This window comes from Vibrio sp. 10N.222.46.A1 (genome assembly GCF_041473595.1).
Taxonomy (GTDB): Bacteria; Pseudomonadota; Gammaproteobacteria; order Enterobacterales; family Vibrionaceae; genus Vibrio; species Vibrio tasmaniensis_A.
Genome location: NZ_JBFRSN010001605.1, coordinates 1 through 587, shown reverse-complemented (window position 1 = coordinate 587; position 587 = coordinate 1). Strand labels below are relative to the sequence as shown.

The following is a 587-nucleotide window of genomic DNA, read 5'->3' as shown; positions in this document are numbered from 1 at the left end:
GTAAGTAATGAAAAAGATTGGTCTCTATCTTTTTACAAACGACTTAAGAATCAACGACAATCAATTGCTCCATTGCGCAGCACAGAGCGTCGACAAACTCATTTGCGCGATTGTCGAACCCACTTTGGTTCGTTTCTCTGCTGATCTCGCGCAAGAGCAAAGTTATGGCGCGCATCGCCAGACTTTTGTTTCACAATCAATAGACAATTTAGAATCGAATTTAGTGAGGCTTGGGCAGCAACTGGTTGTGATTCACAGTAATCATTTAGAACCAGACGCAGCCGAGCAAACACTCAGCCAAATCATTGCTACACAACACGTCACCCACTTTTTCGCCAATGCACACTGCGGTTACGATGAGAGACAATTGATTCATTCACTACAAAGTCGTCACCCTGACTTAATAACATGTTTGCCACACCACTCGACCTTGTTTGACTCACATGAGATGCCGTTTGAATTATCAAAAGTCCCGAGCTCGTTTACCAAATTTAGAAAGCTAGTCGAACACTTAGACGTTAATCGCAATGAGACGGTTATTTCAGCTCTACCACCAGCAGTGAGACTAGCATCGACATCGACATCGA

General features: G+C 43.6%; 1 protein-coding gene. It reads left to right on the top strand.

The annotated features are described in order from the left end of the window. Positions 1 to 7: 7 nt before the first annotated feature. A partial coding sequence (locus AB4496_RS28380; protein WP_372133395.1) for a deoxyribodipyrimidine photo-lyase occupies positions 8 to 587 on the top strand: 580 nt, incomplete at its 3' end.